The organism is Streptomyces sp. Sge12 (assembly GCF_002080455.1).
GTDB lineage: Bacteria > Actinomycetota > Actinomycetes > Streptomycetales > Streptomycetaceae > Streptomyces.
On sequence record NZ_CP020555.1, the window covers coordinates 7,330,122 to 7,356,565 of the forward strand.

Sequence of the window (26,444 nt, forward strand, 5' to 3'; positions counted from 1 at the left end):
ACCAAGGCCGACCCGCGGACCTGCTGATACACCTCGTATCGGCAGGTCCGACGGGTTTTCGCGGTACGTGACTGATTTCTGCGTCACAATCCGTGTCCACCCACCACTCGACCTCGTATTGTCGCCTCTCACAGGAGAGGCACAGGAGCTGGGATCGAGAGGCTGGTGGCTGTGCGTGGTGGCGGCGACGGGGCACGCTGACACAAGTGTCGGACACGGAGAACTGATCAAGGCGGTCGACCGCGCGCTGACCACGCACGGCCGGGCGCTCCTGACGGGACCGGCCGGCGCCGGCAAGACCGAGGTGGTGCGCGCCGTCGCGGCCGCGGCCGAAAAACGCCGCGAGACCGTGCTCTGTCTCGCCCCCGAGGCGGCCGACCAATGGATACCCGAGGCGTCCGCCGCCGCCCTCCTCGCCTCCGTGCCCTGCGGCGCCCTGGAACAGCTCTCCGGCCCCCAGCGCACCGCCATCGCCCTCCTGCGCCGCGAGGCCGACGCCCCCCGGGCCGGCCGCGACCACATCGCCCTGCGCCTCGCCGTCGTCGAGGTACTGCGTACGCTCGCCGCCCGCCAGCCCGTCCTGCTCGTCCTCGACAACGCCCAGTGGCTCGACGCCGAGAGCACCGACCTGCTCCGCTTCGCCCTGCGCCTCACCCCGCCCCGGGTCCGGGTCCTGGTCGCCGAATGCGTCCAGGGCGGGGTCCCGGTGGGCGAACCCCTCTGCGGCCCCGGCGTCCCCGCCATCCGCGTCCCCCCGCTCGGCGCCGACGAGGTCGCCGAACTCCTCCTGCACCACGGCCTCCCGGCCCGCCTCGCCGGCCGCATCCACCAGGCCAGCGGCGGCAACCCGCGCCTGGCCCTCGCCCTCGGCCACTCCCTCGCCGAAGCCGCCGAGGCCCGGGACAGCAGCGCCCACCACGCCGACACCCTGCCCGTCTCCGGGCAGGCCCGCGAAGTGGCCCGCCGGCTCCTCGCCGCGGCCCCCGCCCAGGCCCGCCGCACCCTGCTCCTCGCCGCCCTCGCCACCCGCCCCACCATCTCCCTGCTGCGCCGCGCCGGCCGCCCCGACGCCGAGGCGGAGCTGGCCGAGGCGGAACGCGCCGCGCTGGTCAGGGTGGGGGAGGACGGCGCAGTGGAGTTCACCGCGGGCGCGCTGCCCACCGCCCTCGCCGCCGACGCCGGCTGGCCCGAACGCGCCGCCGGCCACGCGGCCCTGGCCGCCGCCGTCGACGATCCCGTCCAGGCCGTACGCCACCGGGCGCTGGCCGTGGACACCCCCGACCAGTGGCTCGCCGCGGAGATCACCGAGGCCGCCGCCGCCTGCCGCCGCCGCGGGCAGCGCGCCCTCGCCGCCGAACTGGGCCTGCTCGCCGCCGAACGCACGCCGTCCTGGCTGGCCGGCGAGGAACTGGCCCGCCTGGTCACGGCCGCCGAGGACGCCGGCTGGGCCGGCCGCGCCGACCTCGCCCGCCGCGCCACCCGGGCCGTCCTGGCCCGCGACGCCTCGCCCTCCGACCGGGTACGGGCCCGGCTCGCCGTGATCGACGCCGCCGGGCAGGCGCTCGGCGCCCTCGACGAGACCTTCGCCCACGCCATGGACGAGGCCGCCGGGGACCCCTCGCTCCAGGCCGCCGTGCAACTGCGGATCGCCTGGAAGAACAACCTCAGCGACGGCGACCCGGTCCGCTCCCGCGACGCCGCCGCCCGCGCCGGGGCGCTGGCCGCGCTCGGCGGCGACCAGGTCGCCGAGGCCATGGCCCTGACCGTACGGGCCCGCATGGGCCGCATCCTCGGCGACCCGGGCGCCGAGGCGATCCTGGCCGAGGCCCTCGCCCTGCCGGCCCCCGAGGTGCCGCTGGGCATGCGCAACGCCCCCCAGTACCTCGCCGTCCGGCACGCCCTCTTCGACGACGGCCTCGATGACGCCCGCCGGCAGCTGATGGTCCTGCTGCCCGCCGTCCAGCGCACGGGATCCGCCGAGGACGTCTTCGAGGTACTGCGCAGCCTCACCGAGGTGGAACTGCGCAGCGGCCGCTGCGAGGCCGCCTCCGCACACGCCCGCCGGGCCCTGGACCTCACGATCGACGCGGGCCTCTCACCCGGCCCCGCCTGGTACGTCGCCGCGATGGCCGAGGCCATGGGCGGCAGCTTCGCCCGGGCCGAGGGCTATGCCCGGCGCGGTATCCAGGCCTCGCAGGAGGAGCAGGACCAGGTCTTCCTCTCCCGCAGCCTGCACGCGCTCGGCCTCGTCGAACTCGCCACGGGAGAGGCGGCGAAGGCCGTCGCCACCCTGCGCCGGGTCGCCGAGCTGGAGGCCGCCCAGCAGGTGGTGGACCCCTCGATCCTGCGCTGGCACGGGGAGCTCGCCGAGGCCCTGATCGCCGCCGACGCCCCCGACGAAGCGGCCCGGCTGCTCGCCTCCGTCCGTACGGTCGCCGTGGGCCTGGGCCGGACCGGGGTCGTCGCGGCCCTCGACCGGGCCCGGGGCCTGTGCCTGTCCGCGCAGGGCGACGCCGACGCGGCCGTGCACCTGCTGGAGACCACCGCCCAGCGCTTCGACGCCCTCCAACTGCCGCTGGAGCGCGGCCGTACGCTGCTGGCCCTCGCCCGGGTGGAGCGCCGCCGACGGCGCCGGGCCCCGGCCCGCGCGGCGCTGCGGGCCGCGGCCGAGGTGTTCGACCGGGCCGGGGCCACCCCCTGGACGGAGCTCGCCGGGGAAGTGTCCCCCGGCGACATCGCCGGCGCGCAGCTGACGGCGGCCGCGACCCTGACCGACGCCGAGACCCGGCTCGCGCTGCTGGTCAGCCAGGGCGCCAGCAACCAGGAGGCCGCGGCGAAGCTGTTCCTCAGCGTGAAGACGGTGGAGGCCCGGCTGACCCGCATCTACCAGAAGCTCGACGTGCGGTCCCGGGCCCAGCTGGCCACCGCGTTGCGCACGCGGTGACCGCGCCACCGGGGGTACCGCGGCGGCTCAGCAGCCGAGGTTGTTCCCGGGGCTCACCCCGAGCAGCTGCGTGAAGCTCTGGTACTTGGAGATCCGGCTCTGGACCTGGGCGGGGTTGCCGCCGTTGCACTCCAGGGCGCCGTTGATCGAGCGGATGGTCTCCCCGAAGCCCGCGCCGTTGACCATGGCGGCGTGGGCGGTCATCGTGCCCGGGCCGTTCTGGGTGTTCCAGTACCAGAGCGCCGTCTTCATGGCGACGGCCGGGTCCTGCTCCACTAGGTACGGGTTGGCGAGCAGGTTGATGCCGAGGGCGTCACCGGCCGCCTTGTAGTTGAAGTTCCAGCTGAGCTGGATGGGCCCGCGGCCGTAGTAGGCGGCCTGCCCGGCGGGACAGCCGTAGGGCTGGGTCGCGTCGCAGTAGTGGGGGTAGTTGGCGGTGTTCTGCTCCACGATGTGCACGAGTCCGCCCGTCTCGTGGGAGACGTTGGCCAGGAAGGCCGCGGCCTCGCGCCGCTTCACGGTGTCGTCGCCGGTGTTGGCGAAGCCGGGGTACGCGGAGAGCGCCGCGACCAGGCCGTTGTAGGTGTAGAAGGGGTTCCGGTTCGGAAACATCTGGTTGAACTGGGCCTCGGAGACCACGAATCCGGTGGGGTTGCCCGGATCCGGGTCCTGGCCGCCACCGCCGCCGCAGACGCCCTGGTCCGACCAGACGCCCCACTGGCCGGTGGTGCCGGGGGTTTCGCCCTGGGTCCACCACTTCGCCTGCCAGTTGTGGCCGCCGTACGAGGCGCTCATGCCGTTCGTGTAGACGGCGGAGGAGGCCCAGGCGCCGGCGCAGGCGGGCGCCGCGGCGGCGCGGGAAGAGGGGAGGGCGATGGCGAGGCCGACGGTGACGGCCGCGGCGGCGGCCAGGGAGAGGGCGCGGCGACGAAGCGCACGGATCACGTAACTGCTCCTTCAGTGGGGGGAATTGCCGTGGGGGACAACAGTGCCCACTGAAGCGAGAATGGTCTGAACCTGTCAAGGTCTAGACCAAATGAAACGCGCCGGCATCACGCGTGACGCGTGACACCGGCGCGAAATCGAACCGATCAGCTGCCCGAGGAGACGTTCCCGGAGAGGACCGGGATGTTGCTCAGGATGTGCGAGAGGGACTCGTCACCCTTGGCCTGGGTGGAGTTCTCGGCGCACTGCTGGTTCTGCGGGTTCGACAGGACGTTGACGTCCTGGACGCCGATGTTGGCGAGGACCGCGACCAGGGACTGGGCGTTGACCTTGGCCGGCAGGCCGACGCAGAGCTTGTTGAGCGAGCCCTGGATGGCGCCGAGCTGCGGGCTCATCTTGCCGTGGGTCTCCTGGTTGCCGTACAGCTGGGCCGCGCCGTTGCCGTTGACGGTGTTGACACCGTTGTCGTTGCCGATCGCCATCGCCGGGGAGGCGACTGCGGCACCCGCGCCGAGCACGGCGGCGGTGGCGGCTGCGGTGGCCATGAACTTCTTGAACATGTGGGGAATCCTTCTGTCGCACTGTCGCATGAGATAGCTGCCCTCGGCGGGACGTGCTGATCAACTGTCGACAGCGCTCGGGGTTATCCCCACTCACCCGGGTGGCCCAATGCCGGGTCGAGCCACCCCCGGCCGCGAGGGCGGGGGCGAGCTCCTCGCTTCCGAGGGTCAGCCGGTCTTGCGGCGGACTTTCTTGTTCTTGCCGCCGGGGCCGCTGCTGGCACCCTGCACCTTCGCCCGGCTCTGGTGCGCCTGCTGGGACTGGGCGTTCGCGGCGTTGCGGTCCAGGGCCTCCCGGAACTTGCGCTTGGCCGCGTCGGCGGGGGACTCGTCCTGCGGGGTGTCGGTTTCGTCAGCCATTTTGTCCTCCTGGGGTGATCAAGCGGTTTCAGTCTGTCAGGTGACGCCCCTGCTGACCAGCGAGTTCCCTGGACCTCCAAGCGCTGCTTGGGGAGGTCATAAGTTCTGATTATGGGGTCATAAAGAGATGCCGGGTGCTGAGTTAGGCTTACCTTCGTTTAGGGTTCCCCTTGATCCACCTTGCCGTCAGTCGAAGGGAACCTCTGCCATGCCTCGCCCTCTGCGGGTAGCAATCGTCGGTGCCGGCCCCGCCGGTATCTACGCCGCCGACGCGCTGCTGAAGTCCGAGGCAGCCGTCGAGCCCGGCGTGTCCATCGACCTCTTCGAGCGGATGCCCGCACCCTTCGGCCTGATCCGGTACGGCGTCGCCCCCGACCACCCCCGGATCAAGGGCATCATCACCGCGCTGCACCAGGTCCTCGACAAGCCGCAGGTCCGTCTCTTCGGCAACGTCGACTACCCGAACGACATCAGCCTCGACGAGCTGCAGTCCTTCTACGACGCCGTGATCTTCTCCACCGGTGCCACGGCCGACCGCGCCCTGACCATCCCGGGCGTCGAGCTCGACGGCTCCTACGGCGCCGCCGACTTCGTCTCCTGGTACGACGGCCACCCGGACGTCCCGCGCACCTGGCCGCTGGAGGCCGAGAAGGTCGCCGTGCTCGGCGTCGGCAACGTGGCCCTCGACGTCGCGCGCATCCTCGCGAAGACGGCCGACGAGCTGCTGCCGACCGAGATCCCCGCGAACGTCTACGACGGGCTCAAGGCGAACAAGGCCCTCGAGGTGCACGTCTTCGGCCGCCGCGGACCGGCCCAGGCCAAGTTCAGCCCCATGGAGCTGCGCGAGCTGGACCACTCGCCCACCATCGAGGTCATCGTCAACCCCGAGGACATCGACTACGACGAGGGCTCCATAGCCACGCGCCGCGCCAACAAGCAGGCCGACATGGTCGCCAAGACCCTGGAGAACTGGGCGATCCGCGACATCGGCGAGCGCCCGCACAAGCTGTTCCTGCACTTCTTCGAGTCGCCCGTCGAGATCCTCGGCGAGGACGGCAAGGTCGTCGGGCTGCGCACCGAGCGCACCGAGCTCGACGGCACCGGCAACGTCAAGGGCACCGGCGCCTTCACCGACTGGGACATCCAGTCCGTCTACCGGGCCGTGGGCTACCTCTCCGACGAGCTGCCCAAGCTCCCCTGGGACGTCGAATCCGGCACGGTCCCGGACGAGGGCGGCCGCGTGATCGAGGCCGGCAGCCACCTGCAGTCGACGTACGTCACCGGCTGGATCCGGCGCGGCCCGGTCGGCCTGATCGGCCACACCAAGGGCGACGCGAACGAGACCGTCGCGAACCTGCTCGCCGACCACGCCGAGGGCCGCCTCAGCGAGCCGGCCACCCCCGCGCCGGAGGCCGTCGAGGCCTTCCTCGCCGAGCGCAGCGTCCGGTACACGACGTGGGAGGGCTGGTACAAGCTGGACGCGGCCGAGAAGGCCCTCGGTGAGCCCCAGGGCCGCGAGCGCGTGAAGATCGTCGAGCGCGAGGGCATGCTCGACGCCAGCGGAGCGTAGTGCGCGAGGGCCGGGACCCCATCGGGGATCCCGGCCCTCTGCCATGCAGGCGTCCGCTCGGCGGCGGCGCTGTCCGGGCAACGGGACGGCGGCGCCGTCAGACGCCCCGCTCCCGCTCCAGCACGCCCCGTACGAAGGCCGCCTGCCCGGCATGCTGGAGGTCGTCCGTCAGCACGCTGACCAGGCGCGCCCCGAGGGTGACCGGCGGGTCCCAGCGCTCGTCCACCACCCGTTCCAGTTCGGCGGCGGCGAGCCCCCGGACGAACCGCGCGGTCCGCTCGTGCACCGCGTCGAAGTACCCCAGCAGCAGCTCGCCCGAATCGACCCGGACGGTGTAGACGTCCCGGGGCGAGTGCCCGTACCCAGTCGCCCCGGCGGGCAGTGGCAGCGCGAACCGGTCCGACCACCCCTCGGTGTCCCACACCTGCTCGGTGTCGGCAGCGTCCGCGAGGTGGTCGTCCTGGACGCGGGTCAGATGCCAGATCAGCCAGGTGATCGAGTTCGCCGCCGGGTCCACGCGGGCGTTGAGCAGCTCCGGCGGGACCCCTTCCACGACCTCGTGCACGATCTCCCGGATGCGTCCGAACCCGTCGGCGATGACCTCCGTAGCCTTCATGCACCCACCATGCAAGGCCGGGGGGCCCGCCCGCCGCGAGCGACACGCGGGCTCAGCGGACGGCGTCCGCCTTCTGCGTCTTCCCGGCCGTCACGGCCGGCCCGTCCACCGCGGCCGACTCGGCCGACTCGGTCACCGTGGCCGGCTCGGCCTTCGCCGACGGTCCGGAGGCAGCCGTCCGCATGCCGTGACCGCTGCGCAGTCCGATCCACCCGATCACCGCGACGAGTGCGAAGGCCACGGCCCCGATCCCGAAGGTCAGCGTGAACCCGGACTCGGCGGGCAGCGGCGGAACCCCCGCCGGCAGGTGCTCGATGGTCCTGGAGGCCAGGATCGTGGTGACGACGGCGCTGCCGATCGCGCTGCCCGTGGAACGGGAGATGGAGTTGATGCCGTTGGCGATGCCGCTCTGGTGGTGCGGGACGCTGGACATGATCACGGCGGGCATGGCGGCGTAGCCGAAGCTCACGGCCGCGCCGACGACGAGTCCGGCGCCGATCACCGAGAGGCTGTGCTGGTGGTCCAGGACCAGCCAGGCGAACCCGGCCGTGCCGAGCCCGGCGGCCAGACCCAGCGCGGTGCGCGGACCGCGGTGCCGCACGATCTGACCGCCCACGGGCGAGGCGAGCAGCGACACGATCGCGCCCGGCAGCAGGAACTGCACGGAGGCCCGCAGGATGGACGCGTCGAAGCCGTAGCCGGTGAGCGCCTCGGGCATCTGGACGAGGTACGAGACGCCCAGGAAGTTCGCGAACATGCCGAAGCCGACGAGGACGCCGGCCAGGTTGGCCATGAGCACCGGGCGGTGGACGAACATCTTCATGTCGACCAGGGGCTCGCTCACCCTGCGCTCGACGAGCACCCAGACGGCGGCCATGACGGCGGCGCCGGCGAAGCTGCCCAGCGTACGGGCGGAGCCCCAGCCCCACTCGTGGCCCTGGGAGATCGGCAGCAGGAGCAGCAGCAGCGCGATGCCGAGGGTCAGGGCGCCGAGGAAGTCGGTGCGCCCGCCGGTCTTGTGCCGGGTCGCGGGGACCAGGAGGACGACCGCGAGCAGGGCCAGGAGCGCGAAGCCGGTCGCCATCCAGAAGGCGTTGCGGTAGTCCGCGCCGGAGCCGGAGGTGAGCAGCCCGGTCGCGACGAGCGCGAGCCCGCTGCCGAACGCGAGCGTGCCGCTGACCAGGGCCATCGCGCCCGGCAGCTTCTGCGGCCGGACCTCTTCGCGCAGGACCGAGAGGGCCAGCGGGAAGATCGCGGTGGCGGCGCCCTGGAGCACCCGGCCCAGGATCAGCAGGGGCAGCGAGGACGCCAGGGCGGCGATGACGGAGCCGGCGACCATGACGCCGAGTACGGCGACCAGGGTGGGCTTCTTGCCGTGCTGGTCGCCGAAGCGGCCCAGCAGCGGGGTGAAGACGGCGGCCGACAGGAGGGTGGCGGTGGTCACCCAGCTCACGTTGGCCGTCGTGGTGCCGAGGTCCTGGCGGATGAGGCCCAGGATCGGGACCGGCAGCGTCTGCATCATCGAGACGACCATGGCGGCCAGGCTCAGGGCGAAGACGATGACCGTCTCGTTCCGGTGCCCGGCGGCCGGGGTGGCGGGGGAGGGGGTGCTCATGGCTGGGGGTGACCTTCTTCGTGTTTCGGAGCTGAAGAGCTTCGGAACGCAGATGTTTGACTTCATCAAGTAACTCGAACGACGGTAAACGTCGATAGTTCAGGTGGTCAAGTAAACAATTGATAATGTGAAGCATCCTGAGTACGCTCCAGGTATGAGCGACACCGCCACGCAGATCCCCACCAAGCTCCAGCTGCTGGAGCTGCTCGCCGCGATCGGCACCGCCCAGTGGCGCGAGTTCGCGGCCGCCGCGGCCCAGCACGGCCTCACCTCCACCCAGGCCCGGGTCCTCGCCCAGCTCGACGGCCCCGTGCCGATGCGGGGCCTCGCCACCCTGCTGGTCTGCGACGCCTCGAACGTGACCGGCATCGTCGACCGCCTGGAGGCGCGCGAGCTGGTGCGCCGGGAGCCCGACCCCGCCGACCGGCGCGTCAAGAACGTCGTCGCCACGGACGCGGGGCGCGAGGTGATCCGCCGGGTCCGGGAGGAGATGCAGGCGATGCACGGCGCGCTGGACGCCCTCGACGAGACCGAGAGCGCGACGCTCTACGCCCTGCTGGGCCGCCTGCGCCCCTCGATGGAGAAGGCCTGATCACCGTGGGCGCACCGAGCGGCGGCGGGATCCGCATCCTGCGGGCGGCCGATCGCACGGCCACCGTGTGGAAGAACGGCGGGGGAGTCACCCGGGAGATCGCGGCCTGGCCCGAGGGGGCTGGCATGGACGACTTCGGCTGGCGCGTGAGCCTGGCCGAGGTCGCCGCCGACGGGCCGTTCTCGGCCTTCCCCGGCATCGCGCGGACCCTGACCCTCGCCGAGGGCGCGGGCATGGACCTCACCGTGGGCGGCGTACGCCGGCTCGTGGCCGAGCGGTACGCGCCGCAGGACTTCCCCGGGGACGAGCCCACCGACTGCCGGCTCCTCGCCGGCCCGGTGGTGAACTTCAACGTGATGTACCGCCGGGGCGCGGTGGACGCGCGGACCGCCGTCGTACGGGGCCGGTCGGTCCTGGCGGTCCCGCCGGGCGGGACGCTGCTGGTGGTCGCCCTGGAGGGGCCGGCCGTGCTCGACCGGCCGGACGGCCCCGCGGAACTCCTCCCGTACGACGCGGCCCTGGTGGCGGGACAGCTCGACTGCCCGGTCCGCACGGACGGCCGCGCGGCGGTCGTCCGCTTCGGCCCGGCGGAGACGGACTAGCGGGAGCCGGCGGAACGCGTGCCCAGCTTCACCCACTTCGCGGTGCTGGGCACGCCCTTCGCGTTGAGCAGGAAGAGCATGTAGTACCCGGGCGGGGCGTCCGCCGCGCTCGGCGGCGTACGGAGGCCGATGGTGGAGCCGTGCACGCCGGTGATCCGCAGGTCCAGGTGGCGCTGGCTGGTGTTCACCGAGTGGGTGACGGTCGTCGGGGCCAGCAGCACGGCCCGCGTGACCTGTTTCGCCGTGGCGCTCGAGACCTGGAAGGCCGCGTCGTGGCCCAGATCGCCCGCCGGGGCCCGGTCGAGCGCCGGGCGGGGGCCCCGGTGCAGGTAGGCGGGCTCGTAGAGCTCGATGCTGCCGTCCATCCCGTCCTTGATGTCGGGGTCGTTGGCGATCTGCTGGAGCTCGTCCCCGGTGACCATCATCCGGCCGTCCGGCAGGACCAGGGCGTTGGAGTGGTAGCCGCGCGGCAGCCGCTGGGCCGGACCCAGCGTCCAGTGGCCGCGGGCGTCGCGCAGTTCGATCTGCCGGTACTTCAGGTCCGCCTTCGGGTTGAACGGCCCGTTGCCGTAGTTCCGGGTGTCCAGGGCGCCGTTGACGGTGAGCAACGTCCCGTCGGGCAGGATCAGGGTCCCGTCCTGGGTGCGGCCGAAGGCCCTCGGCCCCTCGATGCTCCAGCGGCCCCCGGACAGCCGGTAGGTGAGGGGGTCGCGCGGGTCGCCGCCGAGCACCAGGACGGAGTCCGGGCCGCGCAGGCCGGCCGGCAGCGGCACCGCCGAACCGTAGCCGCGGAAGTCGGCGGGCCGCCGCGGCAGGTCGGTACGGGTCTCCTTGACCGGGTCGAACAGCCACTGCTGGTCGGCGTCGCGGCCCAGCCCGTAGATCCTTCCGTCCCGCAGCGCGAAGAGGTGCGGATAGTCGTTGCGGAAGGGCGCGTCGGAACGGAGCCGCTCCGAGGGGACGTTCGCCGGGATGTCGTACGGGCGCCAGGGCACGGGACGTCCGAGCGCGGGGAAGCGCTCCACCACCGGCGTGGGTGTGCCCGTACCGCGCTCGGACTGGCCGGACATGATGATCTGGCGGCCGTCCGGCCCGGTCACGACCGAGGGGTACCAGCGTCCGACGGACATGTCGCGATTGCGGAACCACTTCTCGGTCCACGGGTCGAAGACGAAGGAGAGCTTGGCGCCGCTGCCGCCCTTCCCGCCGACGTTGCCGCCGAACACCCCCACCATTCCGTTGGGGAGGTAGGAGTGGCCGGCGCAGAAGAACGGGGCCGGGCGCGGGGCGTAGCTGCCGTCGGGCATCAGCACCACCGGCGGTGGCACGTTCTTGAAGGCCCTGGCCCCCGTCCCCCTGGCGGGGTCCCAGAGGTAGGCGCGGCCCGCGTTCGTCCGGCCCACCGTGTTGGTGGGCCCGGTCTCCTTGGTGGGGTCGGCCTCCACGCGTTCGAAGGAGAACAGCAGGACCTTGCCGGTCGGCAGCTGGGCCACGTGGACGCCGAAGTCGGGCGAGGGGAAGAACTCGGTGAACCGGCCGAACCGGGCGGCGTCGAACTTCGCGTTGGCCGTGCGCTGGGACTGCTGCAACGAGGCCAGGCTCGACGTCCGCTTGGCCTGCGGATAGCCCTGGGTCCCCCTGGCCGCGTCGCGCAGCCGCGCGTGCGCGCGGGCGTGCTCCTCGCCGAGCACTGCGCCCTCGTCGCCGGTGTGGTGGACCGCGGCGAACGCCGGAGCAGTTCCGGTCGGGGCCACGGTCAGGGCCGCGGTCAGGGCGCCGGCGAGCGCCAGCGCCGACAGGAGGGCGGAGCGTGGTGCGCGGGACATGGGACTCCTCACCGCAGGAGGGCCCGGCACCCCGGCCGGCTCCGGAACCCTGGTTGCCTGAAGGACCTCGCCGATATTAGGACAAACAGGAACAAGTGATCGTTGCGACTCGGTGCCCCGAGGTGCCTGGGGCCATTCGGCGGGATGATTTGGGTAGATTTATCGTTTCTGCGGTGATGGCCTTCGGCCAACGAGGTGAGACCGCGTGCCCGTAGACCGGACGGGTCCGCGCGGACGGCTATCCATGGCGTTGTGATCAAGTCGCTCCGTACCGGATTCACCGCAGCCGCCGTGACCGCAACGCTCCTCGCGCTCACCCCCGCCGCCGGGGCCTCGTCCTCGGCGCCCTCGGCCCCCGAAGACCAGGTGAGTGTGGACGTCGCCACCGTGAACGGATCGGGCTGCCGTCCAGGCAGCGCCGCCGTCGCCGTGTCGCCGGACAACTCGGCCTTCACCATCACCTACAGCGAGTACGTGGCCCAGGTCGGCGGCGGCGCCCCCGCCGTCGAAGGCCGCAAGAACTGCCTCCTCTCCCTCGACGTCCATGTCCCGCAGGGGTACACGTACGCCGTGGCCAAGGTCGACTACCGCGGCTTCGGCAACCTGCAGCCCGGCGCCGTCGGCACGCAGAAGGCCAGCTACTACTTCCAGGGCATGAGCCAGACCGCCTCCCGGACCCACAAGTTCAACGGCGCGCTCGACGACAACTGGCAGGCCACCGACACCACGGGCATCGAGGCCCTGGTCTTCGCACCCTGCGGTGAGCAGCGCAACTTCAACATCAACACCGAGCTGCGTGCGGAACTGGGCAGCTCGGACCCGTCGCTGACCAGCTACATGGCTCTGGACTCGACGGACGGCAGCATCAACAGCGTGTACCACTTCACCTGGAAGCAGTGCCCGGTGCGGCGCTGATCCGGAAGGCCTCGGTCCCGGGGTCCGGGTCCGGGGGTCCGGGTCCTGGGGTCGGGGTCCGAGGGTCCGGGTCCTGGGCGCTCGGCCCTCGGTGATGGCTTCTCGCCCTGACCCCAGGGGCCCGCCCGCGGGCGGGCCCCTGCGGCACATCAGGCCGACGCGCGCCGCACCAGTTCCGTGGTGGTGATCACCGGACGCGGAGCGATCCGCTCCTCCGGCCCCCCGTTCAGACCGTCCATCAGCAGCCGTGCCATCAGCCGGCCCATGCCCTCTATGTCCTGACGTACGGTCGTCAGCGGCGGGTCGGCGCTCTCCGCCACCGGTTCGGCGTCGTCGAAGCCCACCAGGGCCACGTCCTGCGGTACCGACCGGCCGCTCTCCCGCAGTACGCGCAGCGCGCCCGTCGCCATCAGGTCGTTCCCGGCGAAGACGGCGTCGATACCGGCGTCCCGCTCCAGCAGTTCCGCCATCGCGCGGGCCCCGCCCGCCGGGGTGAAGTCCCCCTCGGCGAACAGCTCGGGGCCGGCGGCCGCGAGTGCGTCCCGGTAGCCGCTCAGCCGGTCGGCCGCCGAGGTCTGGTCGAGCGGCCCGGCGATGTGCGCGATCCGCCTCCTGCCCTGCCCCAGGAGATAGCGCACGGCATCCCGCGCGCCCCCGCGGTTGTCGGCGTCCACATAGGCCACACCGTCCTGCTCGGCGGGCCCGGCCGTCCAGCCGGGGCGGCCGCCGAAGACCGTGGGCATGCCGAGGCGGCCGATGATGGCGGGCAGCGGATCGTCGGCGTGCAGGGAGAAGGCGAGGGCGCCGTCGACATGGCCGCCCGCCAGATAGCGCTCGATCCGGTCGTAGTCCCCGCGGTCCTCCACCAGCAGCAGGACCAGCTGGGTGTCGTGCGAGGTCAGTTCCTTCGCGATGCCGCGGACCTGGCGCGAGAAGAACGGGTCCGAGAAGACCCGGATCTCCGGCTCGGGGATGATCACCGCGACGGCGCCGGTGCGCCGGGTGACCAGGGTGCGCGCCGCGTGGTTGGGGATGTAGCCCAGCTCGCGGATCGCCGTACGCACCCGGTCCGCCAGATGGGCGCGGACTCCGTCACCGCCGTTGACCACACGGGACGCGGTGGCCCGGGAGACCCCGGCGTGCGCCGCGACGGCCTCCAGGGTGGGCCGGCTGTCGGGACGCGGCTCGGTCACGGATGCTCCTCCACGGGGTCCACACAGGGGCGGTCGCACGGTGCCCGCCCCTCGCCGGACAGCAGCGTAACCGGTGATCGCCCCTGGGTGTGGGGTCAGGGTGAGAGCGGGCTCGAACCCGACGGGACGGCCTCCTCGGGAGCGACGGGTCCGGGCGGCGTGCCGTCGCCGAAGGGACGTCCGCCCAGCGCCGCCCGGTCGTGCGGATCGAGCCAGCCGGACAGATCCGGTCCGGCGGGCACGATGCCGCTCGGGTTGATGTCCTCGTGGACCAGGTAGTAGTGGCGCTTGATGTGATCGAAGTCCACGGTGTCGCCGAACCCGGGGGTCTGGAACAGGTCGCGCGCGTAGCCCCACAGGACCGGCATCTCCGACAGCTTCTGCCGGTTGCACTTGAAGTGGCCGTGGTACACGGCGTCGAAGCGCACGAGGGTGGTGAACAGCCGTACGTCCGCCTCGGTGATGGTGTCGCCGACCAGGTAACGGGAGCCCGCGAGCCGCTCGGTGAGCCGGTCGAGGTGGGCGAACAGCCGCTCGTACGCAGCGGAGTAGGCCTCCTGGGACCCGGCGAAACCGGCACGGTAGACGCCGTTGTTCACCTCCGTGTACACGGCCTCGTTCACGGAGTCGATCTCCGCCCGCAGTTCGGGCGGGTAGAGGGCCGGGGCGCCCTCGCGGTGGTACGCCGCCCACTCCAGCGACATGTCGAGCGTGATCCGCGCGAAGTCGTTCGTCACCACCTCGCCCGTCGGCACATCGACGATCGCCGGAACGGTGATCCCCCGGTCGTAGTCGGGATCGCGGGCGAGGTAGGCCTCCTGGAGCCGCTCGATGCCGAGTACGGGGTCACGGCCGCCCGGGTCCAGGTCGAACCGCCAGCTCCGCTCGTCGTGCGTCGGGCCCGCCACGGCCATCGGCAGTGCCTTCTCCAGACCGAGGAGCCGCCGCACGATGACGGCGCGGGAGGCCCAGGGGCACGCCCGGCTGACCACCAGCCGGTAGCGGCCCGGCTCGACGGCGAAGCCCTCGCTCCCGTCGGCGGTGATCCGGGTGGTGATGTACCGGCTGTCGCGTGCGTAGGCTGCGCCACGCTGCACATAACTCACGCCAGGCCCTGCCTTCCCTGTGCTGCTGCGGGTGCGGTTGTCCGCCCGCCCGTGCTCCCACCTGCTGGACGCGCTCGCACGTGCTCGACCGTGCCGGAGCGGACACGGAAGGTGACATTCGCATGCTCTTGCTCTCCGGACAGGCGCATACCCCCCACCCCGCCCGCTACGCCGCAGCCCGGCACCGAGCGCCGCCCGGGTCAGAGCTCGGGGAGGAACGGCAGGTAGTCGGGGTCGGGACCGGAGGGGATCACCGCATAGCTGCTCTCCGGGAGCTCGTTCCACACACCGGGCAGGTCTCCGAGCGGCTCGGAGACCACGAGACGGGTCTCGTCCGAGACCTCTTGGAGGTAGGGCAGCTCGGGATGCAGGTGGCGGACGGTCTCGGCCCTGCTGCTGTAGTAGAGAGACCGGGACTTCCCCTGGCTGGAGTAGCGGAAGGCCCAGACGCGCTCGCCGTCACTCACCGCCACCGTCATCTGGAGCGGCTCGGGCACGCCGTGCTCCTTGCCGAGGCGCTCCACCAGGCCGGCCATCCTGGCCACCGCCCCCGGAACGTCCTGGTCGAGACCGTAAGTGACCGCCAGGTAGAACATCACCTCGGAGTCGGTGGACCCCTCGATGCACGGGAAGAGCGCCGGATCGACGGCCATGCAGAGGTCGCGCTGCAACCGGTGGAATTCCGCGATCGCCCCGTTGTGCATCCACAGCCAGCGGCCGTGGCGGAACGGGTGGCAGTTGGACTGCTGGATCGCCGACCCCGTCGAGGCGCGGACGTGCGCGAAGAACAGCGGCGAACGCACGTGCGCGGAGAGTTCTTGCAGGTTGCGGCTGTTCCACGCCGGGCCGACGTCCCGGAAGACCGCCGGTGTGCCGTCGCCGTCCGCGCTGTACCAGCCGATGCCGAACCCGTCGCCGTTGGTCGGCTCCGCGCCCATCCGGGAGCGGAGGCTCTGGTTGATCAGTGAGTGCTCCGGGCGGTACAGCACGGTGTCGAGGAGCATGGGCGAACCCGAGTAGGCGAGCCACCGGCACATGCGCACCATCCCCTTCGCAATCTGCTCCGAGCCTAACCCCACTGACGGCGCGGTTCCCGCGGGACGGGCTGCAGGTGGCGGCCGGGAGGGATCCGGCCGGGGCGGGCCGGGGCCGCGGCGCGGGGGGTCAGGAGAAGAGCCAGCGGGTCTGGCTGTACCCGCCCTTGCCGAAGCCGAAGGCCGTGCTCGGGCGTACCGCGAAGACCAGTGCCTCGCCCGCGTCGGGATTCACGAACGCACCGTCGGCGACGTCGAAGTGCCACTCGGGGCCGTACTTCGCCTCCCAGGCGGCGGCGAGCCGGAGCAGCCGCTCGCGATCCGTGACCCGGGCCGCCACACCCTCGACGACCAGGTCGAACCCCTCGTGCAGGGTGTTGGTGCCGGTGGTGAGGACGACGTGCGCGTTGCCGCGGAGGTTCTTGGCCTTGCGCTCCTCGGGGCCGGTGCAGAAGTGCAGCGCGCCGTCCGCCCAGACGCCGATCAGCGGGGTGACGTGCGGCCGTGCGTCGGGGCGTACGGTCGTCAGCCAGTACAGCTCCGCCGCGGCCAGCCGGGTGACGGCGTCCCGCCACGGCACCGCCGTCGCCTGCTCGTCGCTGTAGCGCGCGTCCAGCTCGGCGCGGGGTTCTTCCTCGGGCATGGCGTGTCCTCCTGCGGCGGCGGCCTGCTGCGGCGTCGTGGTGCGGTCGGCCCCAGCCTGGCTGGCCCCGCCCGGGCCGTCCACCGGACGCGCGGCGTCGTCCGCGCGGACTGCCGCGCGGACGACGTCCGGCCTGCGAGGGGGTGGGGGTCAGTGACCGAAGTCGAACCAGTTGACGTTCACGAAGTCGGCGCTCTGGCCGCTCGTGAAGGTCAGGTAGACGTCGTGGGTGCCCGTGACCGAGGTGATGTTGGCCGGCACCGTGCGCCAGGTCTGCCAGCCGCCGGTGGAGGCGACCGCGAAGCTGCCGATCGGCGCCGAGGCCGGACTGTCGAGCCGTACCTCGACCAGCCCGCTGACCCCGCCGGCCGCGCCGCTGGCCACGCGTCCGTAGAACTGCCGGGCCGGCGCGGAACCGAAGTCGACCCCCCGGAACAGTGCCCAGTCGCCGTTGCCGATCGCCGCGAGGTTCTGGCCGCCGCCGCTGTCCGTGGTGGTCTCCTTGGACACGCCCGCGTGGCCGTCGCACGACTCGGCCTGGATCGCGGTGTACGCGTCGCGATGCCCGGGCGGGGTGGTCGGCGGCGTCGTCGGGGGAGTGGTGGGAGGTGTGCTGCCGCCGGTGGAGCGCAGGACGGACACGTAGTCCACGACCATGGGGTGCCCGGGCTGGGTGCCCGCGTCGGGGCCGCCGCCGAAGGCGTCCGGGAAGCCGCCGCCCATGGCGACGTTCAGGATGATGAAGTAGCCGTGGTTCGTGGCGTTGGTCCAGGTCGTCGCGTCCACCTGATTGGCGCGCACGGTATGGAAGTTGAACTCGTCGACGTAGAAGCGCATCTCCTCGACCGCCGTCGACCGGTCCCACTCGACGGCGTACGTGTGGAAGCCCGCCTGGCAGCTCGCCCCGGGGCAGACGCGCTGGCCGCCGATTCCGGAGGTCTCGTTGCAGGGGCCGCCGGGTGTCGTACCGCAATGCAGGGTGGCCCAGACGTTGTTGAGGCCCTGGACGTTCTCCATGATGTCGATCTCGCCGATGCCCGGCCAGTTCCACCAGTTGCCCCGGTAGGGGGCGCCCAGCATCCAGAACGCCGGCCAGTAGCCCTTGGCGGCCGGGCCGCTCACGTTCGGCATCTGGATGCGGGCCTCCGAGCGGAGCTTGCCGCCCGCCGGGGGCTCGAAGTCGGACCGCCGGGTCTCGACGCGCCCCGACGTCCAGTTGCCGGCGGCGTCCCGGCGCGGGGTGATGCGCAGGTTGCCCGCGCCGTCGAGGGAGACGTTGGAGGGGTCCGCCGTCATCGTCTCGATCTCGCCCGTACCGAAGTTGGCGGGCCCACCGGGGTAGGAAGTGCCGGTCGTGTACTGCCAGTCGGCGGCGTTCACCCCGGAGCCGGCGGGGCCGTCGAAGTCGTCCAGGAACACCCGGGACCAGCCGGTGGGTGCCGGGGGAGCCGCGGCGCTCGCGGGCAGGGCGACGGCGACGGCCGCGGCGGCTGTCGCGACCACGGCGACGGTGCTGAGCGCGGCTGCGACGGCCCGCCGGACCGTCGGTCGCTTCCTGCCGGATATGCCGGATATCTCGTGCATGCGTGCCCTCTCTGAAGCGCGCCGAGGCGCGGTGCGGGGGGAAGGGTCAGCGGGTCGGCCGCCTTGAGAGCGCTCTCAGAGCCGCCGCTGGACACTGTCCTCCGCGCCCTCGCGGGGCGTCAAGAGATTGAACCGGCAAAGCGCATACAGGAGAGGGGAGTTCAAGCAGTGAACACGGGGAGCCCCGGCCGACGGTCGAGACGACAACCAGGGGCCCGTGCCGCCGCCTCCCGCCGATCGGCGGTCGCAACGGCACGGCCTCACCCGTCCGGACCAACCCGCCGTGTCTCACGGCGGCGGCCCGATCACCTCTTCGGCCCCGGGCAGGTCGTGCACCGAGGCCGCCGTCCCGGTGAGCGGCAGCAGACCGGCCAACGGGCACGGTACGGGCATCTCGTGGTCCACCTCCCACTGCCCGACGGTGTTCCCGCCGACATGGTCCGTGGTGCAGACGGCGTACAGGTTGCCGGCGCAGCCCCGGCACAGCAGCGGCCGGTGACCGCTCATCACGGCCGGTCCGGCGTGCCGCTCGCGGCACGCTCTTGTAGCGTCGGTCGCGACAGGACTCCCGGTGATCCGACCGGAGTCCACCGGCCGGTTCGCGTCTGCGGAACACGTCCCGTCAGCGCGCCGAGCCACCCGTGTGCCGCCCGCGCCGGAGCCGAGCCGGTCCGCCCCTCGCGAAGCGACCGGGCGCACGCGCAGCCCCCGTGAGAGAGGCCGTGCCGATGTCGAAGGATGTCCCGATAGCGAGCCTGCTGCGTGTGGAGCGGGGCGTCGCCGCCCCCGAGGAACTGGCCGCGATCGCGGTCGTCGTCGCGTGTTACGCCGGGCGGAGCGCCGCCGGCCGGGACACGGCCGGCGGGTCGGGGTCCGCAAGCGCCCGCCGGCGTACGGCCCTCGCCGCCGCCGGCTGCTGGGCGGGTTGCTGGGCCTGCCGCTGAACCCCTTCCGCCGGCCGCACGCACGGCCGGCGGAAGCGGTGCCGAGGTGGTCACGCCCGGCGCAGCACCGTCGAGAGGACCTCGCGCAGCGTGGCCGGAACATCGGCCACCGCGCCCTCGGAACGCCAGGCCACGAACCCGTCCGGGCGTACGAGCACGGCGCCCTGGGCGCTCATCGCGTGGGCCTCCGTCCAGTCGGTACGTCCGTCCTGGACCAGGTCCACATCCGGCCCGGCGCCGATCGTGTACGCCTCCAGCCGCACCGACAGCTCCGTGGCAACCTGCTTCGCGGCCGCCTGCCACGGCGTACCCGCACCGCTGAGCAGCACGAACGAGCGCTCGTAGAGATCCAGCGTGGAGACCCGCTCACCGTCCTTGACCACCCACATGTGCGGGGCCCGGGTGCCGGTGTCGCCGACGAGGCGCAGGTTCTCCGGGATGACCGGCCGGTCGGGCTCGCCGCCGACGAGCGCGCCCGTCGGGTAGCAGTAGCCCATGGCCGTGGTGAGGACCCCGCTGCCCGGCCCGCCGCCCATGGTCGGCGGCGGCGCGTAGCCCGGGTGGCTGTGCTCCGCCGAACGGGCGGACGCCCGCTCACTCGTGGCCCTGGCCACCGGCAGCCGTTCGGCCTCGTAGCTGTCGAGCAGCTCGATGCCGGCGGAGCCCTCCAGGACCGCGGCGATCTTCCACGCCAGGTTGTGCGCGTCCTGGATGCCCGTGTTGGAGCCGAACGCCCCGGTGGGCGACATCTCGTGGGCCGCGTCCCCGGCCAGGAACACCCGTCCGGACGAATAGCGCAGCGCCACCCGTTCGGCCGCGTGCCACGGCGCCTTGCCACCGATCTCCACGTCCAGGTCGGGTACGCCGATCGCGTCGCGGATCTGGTCCACGCACCGCTCGTCGGTGAAGTCCTCCAGGGTCTCGCCCTGCTCCGGGTGCCACGGGGCGTGGAAGACCCACTGGGTCTTGTTGTCCACCGGCAGCAGCGCGCCGTCCGCTCCCGGGCGCATCAGGTAGCAGACGATGAACCGCAGGTCACCCAGTACCTCGACGAGCTTCTCCGAGCGGAAGGTGACGCTCACGTTGTGGAACAGCTCGCCGTTGCCCGTCTGGGGGATCCGCAGCTGCTCCCTGACGGGGCTGCGCGGGCCGTCCGCGGCGATCAGGAAGTCGGCGCGCACGTTGATGTGCTCGCCGGTCTCCCGGTCCTTGACCACGGCGTTCACCCCCGTGGCGTCCTGGTCGAAGCTCATCAGCTCGGTGGCGAAGCGGACGTCGGCGCCCAGCTCGCGGCTCTGTTCGGCCAGCACCGGCTCGATGTTGTTCTGGCTGCACAGGCACCAGCCGGTCGGACTGAAGCGGGCCAGCGCCCCGGCCGGATCGATCGACTTGATCAGCCAGTTGTGGTCGCCGTCGGTCAGCGACCGCGCCTGCAGAATGCCCTGCGTTCCCTCCAGTACGGACGCCGCCCGGCGGATCGCGCGCTCCGCCCCTGCCGTGCGGAACAGCTCCATGGTCCGGGCGTTGATGCCACGGCCCCGCGGGTGTGCGGAGGTGCCGGAGTGCTTCTCGACCAGCAGGTGCCTCACTCCGTGGCGGCTCAGGAAAAGCGAGGTGGACAGGCCCACGAGGGAGCCGCCCACGACGAGAACCGGTACGCGAACATCGGCGTTGTCTTCCATCAGCTGCGGGCTCCTGTTTTCTGTGTGGGGGAGTGGAGTCTTTATGCCCCCGATCCGCGATGAGGCCCAGTTGATTCGCCGGTTGTCACCCGCTTGATCCGGACATGTAGCGGTACGTCCCCACCCGGACGACGATGAGCGACAGCGGCTCCCCCTGAGACGCGCCGGCCTGCCGTTCCCCATTCAGGCGGCCGCCGGCCCGGGCGGACGCCACCGGTGACGGACGAGGGGTCCGTACGCGATGGATCTCCACCCCCTCATGAAGGAGTGAGTAGATGACAACCACCCTGTCCGAACGGGTGTCGCAGTCAGCCTTCGACGGCTCCATGCTCCGGGTCGTCCTGCTGATGGATCTCCACGAGGGGACCCAGCAGCAGTTCTTCGAGGCGTACGAACAGCTCCGCCACGACATCGCGTCGGTTCCGGGCCACATCAGCGATCAGCTGTGCCAGTCCTTCGAGAATCCCTCCCAATGGCTCATCACCAGCGAGTGGGAGAGCGCGCCGCAGTACCTCGCATGGGTCAACAGCGAGCACCACGCCGAACAGGTGAAGCCGCTCGGCGCCTGCGCCCGCGCCATGCGGCCGCTCAAGTTCACCGTCCTGCGGGAGACCGGCCGGGGCTACGACCAGGCGGCCCGCCCGGCCTCCGCCCGGCTGCAGGACGCCCCCCGGCTGGGCGCGGGCATCGTGCGCCACGCCCTGACCTTCACCGTCAAGCCGGGCAGCGAGAAGGAGGTCGCGTCGATCCTCTCCAGCTACGCCTCGCCGGAAGCCCGGGTCGACGACCACACCCGGCTCTGCCGGACCTCGCTGTTCATGCACGGCAACCGGGTCGTGCGCACGGTCGAGGTCCAGGGCGACCTGATGGCGGCGCTGCGCCACGTCTCCGAGCAGCCCGGGGTCCGGGCCGCGGAGGAGGCGCTCAACCCGCACCTGGAGAAGGACCGGAACCTGAACGACCCGGAGTCCGCCCGCATGTTCTTCATGCGCGCCGCGCTCCCGGCGGTCCACCACATCGCCGCACCCGAGCCCGAGTCCGCCGAAGTGCAGCGGCACGCGCTCTTCTACCCGGCCAAGCCCGGCTGCGGAGCGGCCCTGGCCAAGTTCCTGGCCCGGCAGGACGAGGCGGCCGCGAAGCACCCGGCCAGCCCCGTCCGGAGCAGCAGCATCTTCCAGCGCGACGACATCGTCGTCCGACTCATCGACGTCCGCGGCCCGCTCGACGCCGAGCCGGAGACCACCTTCGGCATCTCGGGACCGCGCAAGGCGGCGGTACTCGAACGGCTGACGGTCCGGGCCGGCAAGCGGGCCCGCCCGGCGGACCACACGATGAAGCTGATCACCGACCGGCGGGCACCCGCGAAGTCCTGAGCCCCCGGCCCGGCCGCCGCCGGCTCCACCCGGTCCACGCCACCACGCTCCATCCCCGTCCCCGTCCCGTCCCATTCCAGCCGCAGCCAGGCTCTCCCCATACGCAGGAGGAACCCGCCATGACCAAACAGCCCCCACGCATCGTGGACCTCAGCGAGACGCCCCCCAACCGCCGCCGCGGCGGTGACCTGCGGGCGGTGCTCACCCCGACCTCCGTGGGTTCCACCAGCGGGTTCATGGGCCTGGCGATCATGGCCCCCGGGGAGTCCATCGCCGAGCACTACCACCCGTACTCCGAGGAGTTCGTGTACGTGGTCAGCGGCCGCCTCGAGGTCGACCTCGACGGCGAGGCCCACCCGCTGCGCACCGACCAGGGCCTGCTGGTCCCGCTGAACGTGCGCCACCGGTTCCGCAACGTCGGGGACACCGAGGCCCGCATGGTCTTCCACCTCGGGCCGCTGGCCCCGCGGCCCGAGCTCGGGCACGTGGACACCGAACAGGCCCCGCACCCGGAGGGCACCGCGTGGGAGCAGCCCCCGGACCGCACGGGAGCGGTCTCGTGACCCCCCGGCGGGTGGCCGTCACCGGAGTCGGTGTCGTCGCACCCGGCGGGATCGGGGTCCGCGACTTCTGGGACCTGCTCTCCAACGGCCGTACGGCGACGCGCGGCATCACCCTCTTCGACCCGACCGGGTTCCGCTCCCGGATAGCCGCCGAGGTCGACTTCGACCCGGCCGCGCACGGCCTCGAACCGGGCGAGGCGGACCGGGCGGACCGGTACATCCAGTTCGCCCTGGTCGCCGCCCGGGAGGCGGTGAAGGACGCGGGACTCGACCTCACCACGGACGAGGCCTGGCGGACCGGAGTCTCCCTCGGCACGGCCGTCGGCGGCACCACCCGTCTGGAGCACGACTACGTCGCCGTGAGCCAGTCCGGCTCCTGGTGGGACGTGGACCACAAGCGGGCCGGCCCCTTCCTGCACCGGGCGTTCACCCCCGCCACCCTCGCCTCCGCCGTTGCGGAGCAGACGGGTGCGCGGGGCCCGGTCCAGACCGTCTCCACCGGCTGCACCTCGGGGCTCGACGCCATCGGGTACGCCGTCCACTCCATCGCGGAGGGCCGGATGGACGTGTGCATCGCCGGCGCGTCCGATTCACCCATATCGCCGATCACGGTGGCCTGTTTCGACGCCATCAAGGCGACCTCGCCGAACAACGACGACCCGGCCCACGCCTCCCGGCCGTTCGACGCCGACCGGGACGGGTTCGTCCTCGGCGAGGGCGGAGCCGTCCTCGTACTCGAAGAGCTGGAACACGCCCGCGCCCGCGGTGCGACCGTCTACTGCGAGATCGGCGGCTACGCCACCTTCGGCAACGCCCACCACATGACCGGGCTGACCGCCGAGGGCCTGGAGATGGCCCGGGCCATCGAAACCGCCCTCGCCCAGGCCGGCGTCGCCGCCGACGAGATCGACTACGTCAACGCGCACGGCTCCGGCACCAAGCAGAACGACCGCCACGAGACCGCGGCGGTCAAGCGGGTCCTGGGCGACCACGCCTACAAGACGCCGATGACCTCCATCAAATCCATGGTGGGGCACTCCCTCGGCGCGATCGGCGCGATCGAACTCGCGGCCTGCGTACTCGCCATGACCCACCAGGTGGTACCGCCGACGGCGAACTACGAGACGCCCGACCCCGAGTGCGACCTGGACTACGTACCCCGTGTCGCCCGCGCCCGGAAGCTGAGCAGCGTCCTGTCGGTGGGCAGCGGATTCGGCGGCTTCCAGTCCGCCGTGGTCATGACCCGGCCGAAGGAGGAGGTCTCGTGACCAGCCGTACGGTCATCACGGGCATCGGGGTCGTCGCGCCCAACGGCGTGGGCGCCGACGCCTTCTGGAAGGCGACCCAGTCCGGGGTCAGCGTGCTGGACCGGGTCACCAGGGCGGGCTGCGAGCACCTGCCGCTGCGCGTCGCGGGTGAGGTCCGGGGCTTCGACCCCGGCGCCATGGTCGAGGACCGCTTCCTCGTCCAGACCGACCGCTTCACCCACCACGCCCTCGCCGCGGCGGACCTCGCCCTGGAGGACGCCCGGCTCGGCCGGGCCGACTACGAGGGCGACCCCTTCTCCGTGGGCGTCGTCACCGCCGCCGGATCCGGCGGCGGTGAGTTCGGCCAGCGCGAGCTCCAGCACCTCTGGGAGCAGGGGCCGCGCTTCGTGGGCCCGTACCAGTCGATCGCCTGGTTCTACGCCGCGAGCACCGGCCAGATCTCCATCCGGCGCGGGCTCAAGGGCCCCTGCGGGGTCGTGTGCAGCGACGAGGCCGGCGGCCTCGACGCCTTCGCGCATGCCGAACGGGCGATCCGCCAGGGCAGCCGGGCCATGCTCGTCGGGGCCACGGAGGCACCCCTCGCGCCGTACTCCATCGTCTGCCAGCTGGAGTACGAGGGGCTGAGCACCCAGGACGATCCCGAACGCGCCTACCGGCCGTTCACCGACAAGGCCTGCGGGTTCGTCCCCGCCGAGGGCGGCGCGATGTTCCTCGTCGAGGACGAGGACGAGGCCCGCCGCCGCGGCGCCACCGTACGAGCCGTCCTGGCCGGCCACGCCGCGACCTTCACCGGCACCCGGCGACGGGACGTGGCCGGCGAGGGACTGGCCCACGCCATCCGCGGCGCCCTCCGGGAGGCCGACTGCGCACCCGAGGAGATCGACGTCGTCTTCGCCGACGCCACCGGGACCCCGGAGGCCGATGCCGCCGAGGCGGCGGCCATCGCCGACGCCCTCGGCGCGTACGGGCGGAAGGTGCCGGTCACGGCGCCCAAGTCCGGTACCGGCAGGGCCTACTGCGCGGCGCCCTCGCTGGACACGGCGGCCGCGGCCCTGGCGCTGGAGCACGGCGTCGTCCCCCCGACCCCGAACGTCTACGACGTGTGCCACGACCTCGACGTGGTGACGGGCAGCGCCCGCACCGCGGAGCTGCGCACCGCGCTCGTGCTGAGCCGGGGCCGGATGGGGTCGAACTCGGCGCTCGTCGTCCGCAAGGGCTCGTAGGAAGAAGGGAGAACAGGGATGTCCGACCGGCTGACCCTGGAGGAACTGGCCGTCCTGATGAAGAAGGCCGGTATCACCGTCGATCCCACCGAGCTGGCGAGCCGTCCGCACTCCGCCTTCGACGAGTACGGCCTCGATTCGCTGGGCCTGCTCGGGATCGTCGGCGAACTGGAGAACCGGCGCGGGCGGGCCCTGCCCACCCACGCCGACCGCTGCAAGACCCCCGGGGAATTCCTCGACCTCGTCAACCACAGTCTGATGACCGGAGCCTGAGATGCCTGGACACACCGAGAACGAGATCACCGTCAACGCGCCCGTGGACGTCGTGTGGGAGATGACCAACGATCTCCCGAACTGGCCGAACCTGTTCAGCGAGTACGCCTCCCTCGAGATCCTCGAGGAGCAGGGCGACACCACCCGCTTCCGCCTGACCATGCACCCCGACGAGAACGGCAAGGTGTGGAGCTGGGTCTCGGAGCGGACCGTCGACCGCAAGGGCCTGACCGTCCGTGCCCGGCGGGTGGAGACCGGCCCGTTCGCGCACATGGACATCCACTGGCAGTACTTCAAGGTGCCCGGCGGCACCCGGATGAAGTGGACCCAGGACTTCGCGATGAAGCCGGACGCCCCGGTGGACGACGCGTGGATGACCGACAACATCAACCGCAACTCGCCGATCCAGATGGCGCTCATCCGGGACAAGATCGAGAAGCGCCAGCGCGAGGGCCGCGCGCCCGCGGTCAGCCGGGTCTGAGACGAAAGGCAGGCACCCCGGATGAACCAGACGCACCGCGCTCTCATCGTCGCCCGGATGGCGCCGGGATCGGCACCGGACATCGCCGACCTCTTCGCCGGCTCCGACGCGGGTGAACTCCCGCACCTGGTGGGGGTGACGCGCCGCAGCCTGTTCCAGTTCGGCGACGTCTACCTGCACCTGATCGAGTCGGACCGGCCGCCCGGCCCGGCCATCGCGAAGGTCACCGAGCACCCCGAGTTCCGGGACCTCAGCGACCGGCTGACCGCCTACATCAGCCCGCACAACCCGGACACCTGGCGCAGTCCCAAGGACGCCATGGCCCACGAGTTCTACCGCTGGGAGAACCCCGGCGCGAAGTGACCCGCGGCCCGGACGGGACCCGCACACGGAGTGTGCGGGTCCCGCCGCGCGTGGCCGGTCCGGAGCCGGGCGCAGCGGAGCCGGGCCGACTTCCACCCGGCCGGGTGGAGCAGAGAGCGAAGAGCAGGAGGAGACGGCATGAAAGCGACCGACAGCGACCACTTCCCGG

The 26,444-nt window shown here is 72.3% G+C and carries 26 protein-coding genes; 13 read left to right on the forward strand and 13 right to left on the reverse strand.

Features of this window, described 5'->3' with window-relative positions; all coding sequences use genetic code 11:
* Positions 1-175: 175 nt before the first annotated feature.
* The gene (locus B6R96_RS32790; protein ID WP_237291582.1) at positions 176-2,944 is read left to right on the forward strand and encodes a helix-turn-helix transcriptional regulator; all 2,769 of its coding nucleotides are present in this window, start codon (positions 176-178) and stop codon (positions 2,942-2,944) included.
* A gap of 27 nt (positions 2,945-2,971) precedes the next feature.
* On the opposite strand, the gene B6R96_RS32795 is transcribed toward B6R96_RS32790, so the two are convergent.
* The 3 genes from B6R96_RS32795 to B6R96_RS32805 all read right to left on the reverse strand — a co-directional run bounded on the left by B6R96_RS32795 (position 2,972) and on the right by B6R96_RS32805 (position 4,809).
* On the reverse strand, positions 2,972-3,889 hold the full coding sequence (locus B6R96_RS32795; RefSeq protein WP_081524499.1) for a glycoside hydrolase family 19 protein: 918 nt from the start codon (positions 3,887-3,889) through the stop codon (positions 2,972-2,974).
* A 146-nt stretch (positions 3,890-4,035) separates the two neighbouring features.
* Positions 4,036-4,449: a rodlin gene (locus B6R96_RS32800; RefSeq protein ID WP_030384531.1), complete on the reverse strand. Its 414-nt coding sequence runs from the start codon at positions 4,447-4,449 to the stop codon at positions 4,036-4,038.
* 168 nt (positions 4,450-4,617) lie between these two features.
* Entirely contained in the window at positions 4,618-4,809 is a 192-nt protein-coding gene (locus B6R96_RS32805) for a DUF5302 domain-containing protein (RefSeq protein WP_030384532.1), read from the reverse strand.
* Positions 4,810-5,017: 208 nt separating this feature from the next.
* Between B6R96_RS32805 and B6R96_RS32810 the strand changes: the two genes are divergently transcribed.
* The gene (locus B6R96_RS32810) at positions 5,018-6,379 is read left to right on the forward strand and encodes an FAD-dependent oxidoreductase (protein WP_030384533.1); all 1,362 of its coding nucleotides are present in this window, start codon (positions 5,018-5,020) and stop codon (positions 6,377-6,379) included.
* A 97-nt stretch (positions 6,380-6,476) separates the two neighbouring features.
* Here the strand turns inward: B6R96_RS32810 and B6R96_RS32815 are convergent, their stop codons facing one another.
* Positions 6,477-6,995: a mycothiol transferase gene (locus B6R96_RS32815; RefSeq protein ID WP_081524500.1), complete on the reverse strand. Its 519-nt coding sequence runs from the start codon at positions 6,993-6,995 to the stop codon at positions 6,477-6,479.
* A 52-nt stretch (positions 6,996-7,047) separates the two neighbouring features.
* Entirely contained in the window at positions 7,048-8,610 is a 1,563-nt protein-coding gene (locus tag B6R96_RS32820; RefSeq protein ID WP_081524501.1) for an MFS transporter, read from the reverse strand.
* A gap of 154 nt (positions 8,611-8,764) precedes the next feature.
* Here B6R96_RS32820 and B6R96_RS32825 point away from each other — a divergent pair, with 154 nt between their 5' ends.
* Both B6R96_RS32825 and B6R96_RS32830 read left to right on the forward strand, forming a co-directional pair.
* Positions 8,765-9,202 (forward strand): MarR family winged helix-turn-helix transcriptional regulator, encoded by a 438-nt coding sequence (locus tag B6R96_RS32825; protein ID WP_030384536.1) that lies wholly within the window; start codon positions 8,765-8,767, stop codon positions 9,200-9,202.
* Between the two features lie 5 nt (positions 9,203-9,207).
* Positions 9,208-9,804 carry a HutD/Ves family protein gene (locus tag B6R96_RS32830; protein ID WP_237291583.1) on the forward strand — a complete coding sequence of 199 codons (597 nt, stop codon included), beginning with the start codon at positions 9,208-9,210 and terminating at the stop codon, positions 9,802-9,804.
* Here B6R96_RS32830 and B6R96_RS32835 read toward each other — a convergent pair.
* Complete coding sequence (locus B6R96_RS32835) at positions 9,801-11,630, reverse strand: glyoxal oxidase (RefSeq protein ID WP_081524502.1); 1,830 nt, start codon at positions 11,628-11,630, stop codon at positions 9,801-9,803. The two genes, B6R96_RS32830 and B6R96_RS32835, sit on opposite strands and share 4 nt — an antisense overlap.
* Before the next feature lie 252 nt (positions 11,631-11,882).
* Here B6R96_RS32835 and B6R96_RS32840 point away from each other — a divergent pair, with 252 nt between their 5' ends.
* Complete coding sequence (locus tag B6R96_RS32840; RefSeq protein ID WP_081524503.1) at positions 11,883-12,545, forward strand: DUF4360 domain-containing protein; 663 nt, start codon at positions 11,883-11,885, stop codon at positions 12,543-12,545.
* Positions 12,546-12,694: 149 nt separating this feature from the next.
* Here B6R96_RS32840 and B6R96_RS32845 read toward each other — a convergent pair whose 3' ends face one another.
* The 6 genes from B6R96_RS32845 to B6R96_RS32870 all read right to left on the reverse strand — a co-directional run bounded on the left by B6R96_RS32845 (position 12,695) and on the right by B6R96_RS32870 (position 18,612).
* Positions 12,695-13,738: a LacI family DNA-binding transcriptional regulator gene (locus B6R96_RS32845; RefSeq protein WP_081524504.1), complete on the reverse strand. Its 1,044-nt coding sequence runs from the start codon at positions 13,736-13,738 to the stop codon at positions 12,695-12,697.
* Positions 13,739-13,833: 95 nt separating this feature from the next.
* Positions 13,834-14,844 carry a glutathione S-transferase family protein gene (locus B6R96_RS32850; RefSeq protein ID WP_081524505.1) on the reverse strand — a complete coding sequence of 337 codons (1,011 nt, stop codon included), beginning with the start codon at positions 14,842-14,844 and terminating at the stop codon, positions 13,834-13,836.
* Positions 14,845-15,044: 200 nt separating this feature from the next.
* Entirely contained in the window at positions 15,045-15,881 is an 837-nt protein-coding gene (locus tag B6R96_RS32855; RefSeq protein ID WP_030384542.1) for a class II glutamine amidotransferase, read from the reverse strand.
* Positions 15,882-16,008: 127 nt separating this feature from the next.
* A complete protein-coding gene (locus tag B6R96_RS32860; protein WP_081524506.1) occupies positions 16,009-16,521 on the reverse strand; it encodes a pyridoxamine 5'-phosphate oxidase family protein in 513 nt (170 codons plus the stop codon).
* Between the two features lie 150 nt (positions 16,522-16,671).
* The gene (locus tag B6R96_RS32865; RefSeq protein WP_081524507.1) at positions 16,672-18,105 is read right to left on the reverse strand and encodes a glycoside hydrolase family 16 protein; all 1,434 of its coding nucleotides are present in this window, start codon (positions 18,103-18,105) and stop codon (positions 16,672-16,674) included.
* 288 nt (positions 18,106-18,393) lie between these two features.
* The gene (locus B6R96_RS32870; protein WP_081524508.1) at positions 18,394-18,612 is read right to left on the reverse strand and encodes a hypothetical protein; all 219 of its coding nucleotides are present in this window, start codon (positions 18,610-18,612) and stop codon (positions 18,394-18,396) included.
* A gap of 221 nt (positions 18,613-18,833) precedes the next feature.
* Between B6R96_RS32870 and B6R96_RS32875 the strand changes: the two genes are divergently transcribed.
* Positions 18,834-19,049 carry an acyl-CoA carboxylase epsilon subunit gene (locus tag B6R96_RS32875; RefSeq protein WP_037859066.1) on the forward strand — a complete coding sequence of 72 codons (216 nt, stop codon included), beginning with the start codon at positions 18,834-18,836 and terminating at the stop codon, positions 19,047-19,049.
* 50 nt (positions 19,050-19,099) lie between these two features.
* Here B6R96_RS32875 and B6R96_RS32880 read toward each other — a convergent pair whose 3' ends face one another.
* The gene (locus B6R96_RS32880) at positions 19,100-20,731 is read right to left on the reverse strand and encodes an FAD-dependent oxidoreductase (protein ID WP_030384546.1); all 1,632 of its coding nucleotides are present in this window, start codon (positions 20,729-20,731) and stop codon (positions 19,100-19,102) included.
* Positions 20,732-21,006: 275 nt separating this feature from the next.
* Between B6R96_RS32880 and B6R96_RS32885 the strand changes: the two genes are divergently transcribed.
* From B6R96_RS32885 to B6R96_RS32915, 7 genes are all read left to right on the forward strand, one after another.
* The gene (locus B6R96_RS32885) at positions 21,007-22,104 is read left to right on the forward strand and encodes a SchA/CurD-like domain-containing protein (protein WP_053174056.1); all 1,098 of its coding nucleotides are present in this window, start codon (positions 21,007-21,009) and stop codon (positions 22,102-22,104) included.
* 119 nt (positions 22,105-22,223) lie between these two features.
* Entirely contained in the window at positions 22,224-22,667 is a 444-nt protein-coding gene (locus tag B6R96_RS32890; RefSeq protein ID WP_030384548.1) for a cupin domain-containing protein, read from the forward strand.
* Complete coding sequence (locus tag B6R96_RS32895; protein ID WP_053174054.1) at positions 22,664-23,935, forward strand: beta-ketoacyl-[acyl-carrier-protein] synthase family protein; 1,272 nt, start codon at positions 22,664-22,666, stop codon at positions 23,933-23,935. Before B6R96_RS32890 ends, B6R96_RS32895 begins: the two co-directional genes overlap by 4 nt.
* Complete coding sequence (locus tag B6R96_RS32900) at positions 23,932-25,158, forward strand: beta-ketoacyl synthase N-terminal-like domain-containing protein (protein WP_081524509.1); 1,227 nt, start codon at positions 23,932-23,934, stop codon at positions 25,156-25,158. The genes B6R96_RS32895 and B6R96_RS32900 overlap by 4 nt, the downstream gene beginning before the upstream one ends.
* Positions 25,159-25,176: 18 nt before the next feature.
* Complete coding sequence (locus tag B6R96_RS32905) at positions 25,177-25,431, forward strand: acyl carrier protein (protein WP_030384551.1); 255 nt, start codon at positions 25,177-25,179, stop codon at positions 25,429-25,431.
* Between the two features lies 1 nt (position 25,432).
* Positions 25,433-25,912 carry an SRPBCC family protein gene (locus B6R96_RS32910; RefSeq protein ID WP_030384552.1) on the forward strand — a complete coding sequence of 160 codons (480 nt, stop codon included), beginning with the start codon at positions 25,433-25,435 and terminating at the stop codon, positions 25,910-25,912.
* A gap of 21 nt (positions 25,913-25,933) precedes the next feature.
* On the forward strand, positions 25,934-26,275 hold the full coding sequence (locus B6R96_RS32915; protein ID WP_030384553.1) for a TcmI family type II polyketide cyclase: 342 nt from the start codon (positions 25,934-25,936) through the stop codon (positions 26,273-26,275).
* Positions 26,276-26,444: the final 169 nt, after the last annotated feature.